Here is a 6,261-nt window from a genome sequence, read left to right on the forward strand (position 1 = left end):
ACTAACAATCAAGCGAGTTCCAAAACCTGCTGGGCTAAGATCTCGCCCGGATCCTGTACAATCTGCTCCAAGGAATCCGCCAGACAAATCTCCACCGCACTCGGAGCGACTGCTTTGATAAACAACCTTTTTTTCTCCGTACCTAAAGCAAAAGTCAAACTTTTTTCCTGCAACTCCGCAGACCCACGCGGCAACTGGCCAAATATTGCCCGTGGTGAGGTTGAATAGAGCAATGGAAAGGCGCGACGTGTTGGCACACCCAATTCGTGCCACTCTCCATATGGATCATTTTGCAACAAAACCGGCTTGAACAAACCATTCAGCAAGCGACCAACAAACAACCGGAAAGGTGAGTCCTGCAACGCCTCTACCAGCGGTTGCGCCTCCTCTCCCTCCTTTTGTGCCGCTTGACTGCGTAAACGGCTGCTGGTGGTATGAATCGCCAAAACCGTCTCCCCAGGGATTAGACGCAACAAGCCAATTGCTACCCCAGTCTTGGCCGTTGGTCGATAGAGATTATTGGCATCCCCCTCTGGGGGGCGATGCACAATAAAACGGATCCCCTGCTCTGGATCAAACAACGACAAAGTGCGGCGAATCTCCTCCATCACTGGATTGCGTTTTTCCTCCCCCGCCACTGGCGTCCAGCGATACATATTTTCCTGCAAGATCATCGCATACAACGCCTGCACCAAAATGGCACGACTGGAGTTGCCAGCCTGCAAAATTCGGATCTCTTTGGGAAGAGGACCACGTCGAGCAAAAGCCTGCTGCATGGCGATAAAAAATTGGTAGATCCCCTTGCCGACCCGCTTGACCAAAAATTGATTAATCGCGTTGCGATCCACCGCCAATTGCAGGGTCACCTTTTCCCTCTTGCGGTTCAACAGCTCTACCGTCAGCGCCAACAAATTCTCTTCTGCACTAAAACAGGGAATATTGGGATCCAAATTAAAATCACTATCCAAAATCGCCTGATGCAAAATATCGCTGATGACATCCGAACGGCGCCTACTCGCTCCCCCTTGCCCTACTCGCCCCTCACCCTCGGCAGTAGGCCACTGAAAATTTTCCCATAAATGGCGTACCCTGGTCATCAACAGGGTGGTGTTGGTTTGTGCCGCCTGCGAGCCATCGATACAAAGCTCATGCCCGGCAAACAGCTCCGCTTCCGGTGGCATCATAATAGAGATTTGTGCCTCTCGGCAGCGATCCAGATTTTGCACAAACACCAAAAAAGCAATATGATGAACCAGATTTTCTCCGCCCAGATAGATATCGCCACTGGCCCCAAAATGTTCTATCACATACTCATAGCCCTGCTCTGCCTCACGCGGACGCGCCTGACGATAAATGCCAAAATCAAAATCGGTCGTCCCACCACCAAAATCAAATACCGCAAAGGCACTTCCCTCTTCCGTGGCCGGAATCTGCAACTCACTCAACGCACATGCGGCATAAGCGGTCGGCTCGGAAGCCTCCTCACGAACTGCAAACTGTTGCAACAAGGGGGAATCCAATAAAGCAGGCGGCAGGCTGCGCATCAAACCACGGGCAAAAGAGGAGAGGATCCGTTTCTTGACCTTGCGCGGATAGGTCACCGGAAAGGTCATATAATATTCCAAAAACAGCCCGTTGCTGCGACTGTTGATGAACAAACCCAAATAATAGGCATACAACTCAATAGGATCGAGCGGATCATTGCTCGATACCGAAATGCGCTGCCCATGGGCCGGCATCTGGGCTGTGCTGACACACAACTCTCGGTCACTGCCAGTCGCCTGATCCACCACCCGCAAGGGAGCCTGATTATTTTTTTCCAACAAGGGCAACTGTTTGATATTGGTTAAAATACTGCCAACAATACGCTGATCGCCCTCATTGCGGCGAAAACTGGCCAACGCCGCATGCGAAAAATGAAAATCATCCCATCGCACCAGTGGACGATAAGCCTCACTGTTCCAGGCCACCAGGATATTGGGCAGGTTGATCCATTCAATTACCGTTGGGTTTTGATAATCTTCCGCTACTGGCTTGCGAAAAAAATCATGAATACCCACCCGCAATAAACTGGTTTTACCTTGTTCCCGACAGGCCACTACCGTCGAACTGGTACCAAAATCAATCGCCACCACCCCCTTGCGCACATCCCGTTCTGGATTGCGCGCCTCCCATGGTTCCGGCAGGCTCATCTCCAGCCAATCCTTGCCCAAAGGAGGCTTGTTCTGATAGAGCTCCCATAACCCCTTTTTGGGATCATGCAAATCTCCCTCTTCCAATATCGGCAACCGCGCCCGAATATAGTCTCCAGTGAGCAAATAACGACGCAAATCCTCCAAAGAGGGGGCTGGCACCTCCTGCTGCGGTGTCTGCATCTGTATCGTCAGTTGATACAAAGTACTCAATTTTTCTTGCAAACCCGGCACACCGGTCGGAAAAAGTGAAGAGGAAACAATAAAAGAAAATATTCCGCGCTGTGATACCCGATGCAACGGAATCAACAAGCCACTCTCTGTCGGATCCTCCGCTCTTCTGGGGGTAGCAGAGGCGGAGAGCAACCTGACCCGGGTATCCAAAGGATCATGTCCGGTATTGGCAATAAAGATGGGTTGATTGCTTAATCGCGGATGCCTGGCAATCAATGGTTCACGCAACAATAAGCGCGCCTCCTCTTCGGTAGGCAGCTCCCAATTGCGAAAATTCTCCACCTGCAGACGATTCAATTGATTGTACAGATCGGCAACCGTTACCTGCGGCCCCTGCAACCACCACAAACAGTTCAATTGATTATCAAAAATTAAGACAGGATATTTCATAAAAGAAACAAAACGACCACGCAACAAAAGGCCGGCTATCTCCTGCCGCAAACTGCGCTGTTGCTGCTGCAATGCCTCCTCATCGTGCGTTGGCATTCCACTGCTCAGATGCGCATGACGAACCCAAACGGTCTGTACTTTCATAGCCAAATTCCCCGCCTTCTCTACCAGTCAGCCACTCCAAAAAAGGCATAGTTTACACTAACACCTATTGGGAAAGAAGAGGAAACCATCCTCTCCCAGGGCAATCGCATTTGAAAACCAGAAAATTATTAGGGAGGTCCAGGAGGAGATTATCTCCTCCTGGTGGGTGCAGGGCAAAGCCCTGCTGGTAATGTGCGGCGTTTCACAAAAGTGAATGCGTAGCATTCACGCACGCCGCACAGATTTGTGCCCCGCAGGGGCACTCTTTGGGAGGGCGGACGCCCGACATGCACAGTTTCGCTTGTGGCAACAGTGAAAAAATATGCAAATGCGCTTGCCATGATCCTCTCCACCAGCAGATAACAGGATTTTCCTCTCTGAAAGCCTGACTCACGCATAATGCTGCTTTACTCACGGCTGTGAACACGTTACAGTTTTTTGTTTATGAATTGTTTGGCAAATGGATTGTGGCCTATCCTTCGCACAGGGAGATTGTTCATGACGACCCAAGATACAACACCTACCCCATTAGCTCGTTTTCGCAAACAAAAAAGTTTGCTGGAAAAAGTGCAGGGAATCAGCAAATCCGGATTTGCCCATATTACCGAACAAATGGGTACCCTATCCGTCGGTTTTGCCTCGGCAACCAATCGCTCCTTTTCCGTGCAAGAGCGACTCTCACCAAACGATAGTATCTTGGGTATCCGACAGTTGCAGGAGGATTATCGCCGTATCGATCAAGAGACTAAAACCATGTTGCTGGGCATGAACAGCCTGGTCGATCAACAGGCTTCCATCCTGGAACGACTGCGTACCATGACCGCCTGGGCCCTGGATATCGAACAAGAATCGATGCTCCCGTCGATGTCCGAACAGGTCAAAATGCAAATCGGCTGCGAATTGGAACGGCAAACCTTGGGCACCATCGTCGATAGCCTGATGGCGCAAATTCGCACCTTGATCCGTGAAGTGAGTCTCTCTACCCAAGAGTCTGCCACCCTGCTGCGCAATATCTCCCGTCGCCTGACCACCGACTTGGCCAGCTCTGAACATGGATTCATGACCCTGAAAGGGCGCACCACCACCCTTTTGCAACAGATGACCGATCGGGTACGCTCCATGAGTGGCAGTTGTACCAATCTGGATACGCAAACCAACCAAGCCAATCGCATCATGTTTGAAATGATGCAAAACATCCAGTTTGATGACATCACCAGCCAACGCATGGAACATGTCATCACCACCATGGAACAGGTTGAACAACGTCTCTCCGTCGCCAAATTAAAAAGCGCTGACAAACGTTGGGCCGCCATCGCTGCCCGTATCTGCAGCGAACAGCTCGCCGATCTCTCCAGCGAAATGCTCAACGCCGTACAGGCTCTGCAACAAAATTTAGAGCAGATCAAAGCGGTCGCCAACGAACGCAAAAACAGCATCATCATCGCCCACGATAATGCCATGACCTTCCAGGATGAGATCGCCGATCTCTCCTATCAATTGAGCTCACTGCTGCGCCTCGGCGTCTTTGACGACAACTTTTCCACCGATCTGTTGCGTAATTTTTCCAAAACTGAAAATGCCCTCTTTCAAGCCAAACGGGCCTTTGAAATGTTGGTCCTTACCGCCACCCGTCTGGAAAATCTGCTCACCTCCATGGAGTGCAAAAATTCACCCCGTGTGGCCGCCCTGGTCAGCATCATGAGCCAACTGACCAGCCGTATCCAATCAGAAGGGGTGATTCAAACCAGACAGCTCCTCGACGCCACCAACCAACTGCAAGAGGTGGGTCTGGACTATTCCGAACATTCAACGCCACGAATCATGCGCGTCATCACCCTGCTGCGCCGGGTTCCTCTGCGCGCCCAACAAATGGAAGCTGACCATGGCGATGTCTTGACCACCTTTAATGACATTATCAGCGAAACACAATCGATTATCGTGCAGATTGGCCTGCTCATGGCCGGAATGGACTTCCAGGAACCCTTCAAAAAAGGTGTCGAGCATGTACTCGCTCGCATCGATATGCTGCTGCCAGAGTTGATCAATTGCGACCCTGCAACCATCATCACCGGAGATCTCTTCACTCTGGCTACAGAGTTTGATGACTTGGCTGGCCTCTATACCATGGCACGCGAACGTAAAATGCACAACAATGTGCTGGGTGGCGAAAGCAATAACGAAAACGATGGCGATAATTTTGAACTCTTTTAACCTTTGCTTCCCCTGACCGCTTTGCTTTGGCGCCCATGCCAAACTAAGCTTAACACTCTTAGGTAAAAGGGAAATCTATGCGTATCCTGGTCGTCGATGATGAACCGCACAATCGTATGCTTTTGCAGCATATGTTAAAATCCTTTGGCGAATGCGACTTGGCCGTCGATGGCCGGGAAGCTGTCGAAGCCTTTATCATGGCTTTCGATGATCAACGTCCCTATGATCTGGTGCTGCTGGATATTATGATGCCAGAGATGAATGGCCAGGATGCCCTGAAAAGCATCCGTGCCTATGAGCAAGAAAAAGGGGTTGCTGGAGGCTCTGAAGCGGTAGTCTTCATGGTCTCCGCTCTCGATACCGAAACGCAAGTCGTGGAAGCCTTTTTCAAAGGTCATTGCACCGACTATATCACTAAACCAATCAATCGGGATCTGTTGTTTGCCAAATTGCGGGAATATGGCAAACGTTTACACCTGGATCAGGATAACCCGTCGTAATTATTAATCTAAGGTAGTGAGCAATGAAGGAAAACAACGAGGCATATCCCATGACAGACTCTCGTGAAAAAGCACGTTACACGCATAATAAAAATTTGCGCCTCCTACTCTCCGACGATCGAAGCTATTATGGCTCTTCAAGGGATGTCTCGCTGACGGGTCTGTTTTTTATCCCAGAAAGTGATGATATTGAGGTCATTGTTGGTGAACGTGGCACTCTTTATTTGCGCTCCGGTGAGGATACCCACTCCTTCGCCTGTCAGATCGTGCGCAAAACTCTGGAGGGTCTGGCCATCCAAATTACCGACAACCCAGCCAAATTTGGCATGGCCATCTCGCACGATGTCTTTCACTCCATGCTGCATCGTATGCGGGAAAAAGACTCCTCTTCCTCATGACCAATCCGGAGAGCACAAAAGCTCCCTGGATTTTCTGCTGATCAAACGGGCACAAAAGCTGCCTGGATTGCCTGATGATCCAGGCAGCAGAAGAGCTTCCCGAACGGTAACTATATCACCACCCAAAACTATTGCGGGTCCAGGGATGGCACCTCCCTGGCCGGGTCCAGGGATGGAATCCCTGGGATTTTG

At 50.5% G+C, this 6,261-nt stretch carries 5 protein-coding genes; 3 read left to right on the forward strand and 2 right to left on the reverse strand.

The genetic code is table 11. The features are described 5' to 3' along the window. Positions 1 to 8 precede the first annotated feature (8 nt). Positions 9 to 2,960, reverse strand: a complete 2,952-nt coding sequence (locus EJP87_RS10535; protein ID WP_130471833.1) for an acetate and sugar kinases/Hsc70/actin family protein — start codon at positions 2,958 to 2,960, stop codon at positions 9 to 11. 498 nt (positions 2,961 to 3,458) lie between these two features. Between EJP87_RS10535 and EJP87_RS10540 the strand changes: the two genes are divergently transcribed. The 3 genes from EJP87_RS10540 (at position 3,459) to EJP87_RS10550 (ending at position 6,069) form a co-directional block, all read left to right on the forward strand. After that, the gene (locus tag EJP87_RS10540; protein ID WP_130471834.1) at positions 3,459 to 5,171 is read left to right on the forward strand and encodes a hypothetical protein; all 1,713 of its coding nucleotides are present in this window, start codon (positions 3,459 to 3,461) and stop codon (positions 5,169 to 5,171) included. A gap of 77 nt (positions 5,172 to 5,248) precedes the next feature. Then, positions 5,249 to 5,671, forward strand: coding sequence for a response regulator (locus EJP87_RS10545; RefSeq protein WP_130471835.1), 423 nt, complete (start codon positions 5,249 to 5,251; stop codon positions 5,669 to 5,671). 50 nt (positions 5,672 to 5,721) lie between these two features. Further along, a complete protein-coding gene (locus EJP87_RS10550; RefSeq protein ID WP_193771290.1) occupies positions 5,722 to 6,069 on the forward strand; it encodes a PilZ domain-containing protein in 348 nt (115 codons plus the stop codon). On the opposite strand, the gene EJP87_RS18510 is transcribed toward EJP87_RS10550, so the two are convergent. Next, on the reverse strand, positions 6,064 to 6,261 hold a 198-nt coding region (locus EJP87_RS18510; RefSeq protein ID WP_227657573.1), incomplete at its 5' end, for a hypothetical protein. The two genes, EJP87_RS10550 and EJP87_RS18510, sit on opposite strands and share 6 nt — an antisense overlap.

This window comes from Candidatus Magnetaquicoccus inordinatus, assembly GCF_004217665.1.
Taxonomy (GTDB): domain Bacteria; phylum Pseudomonadota; class Magnetococcia; order Magnetococcales; family Magnetaquicoccaceae; genus Magnetaquicoccus; species Magnetaquicoccus inordinatus.

Excerpts from the sequence above, each read along its gene's own strand:
- EJP87_RS10535 (WP_130471833.1), bottom strand. The coding sequence starts at position 2,960 with ATGAAAGTACAGACCGTTTGGGTTCGTCATGCGCATCTGAGCAGTGGA.
- EJP87_RS10540 (WP_130471834.1), top strand. The coding sequence starts at position 3,459 with ATGACGACCCAAGATACAACACCTACCCCATTAGCTCGTTTTCGCAAA.
- EJP87_RS10545 (WP_130471835.1), top strand. The coding sequence starts at position 5,249 with ATGCGTATCCTGGTCGTCGATGATGAACCGCACAATCGTATGCTTTTG.
- EJP87_RS10550 (WP_193771290.1), top strand. The coding sequence starts at position 5,722 with ATGACAGACTCTCGTGAAAAAGCACGTTACACGCATAATAAAAATTTG.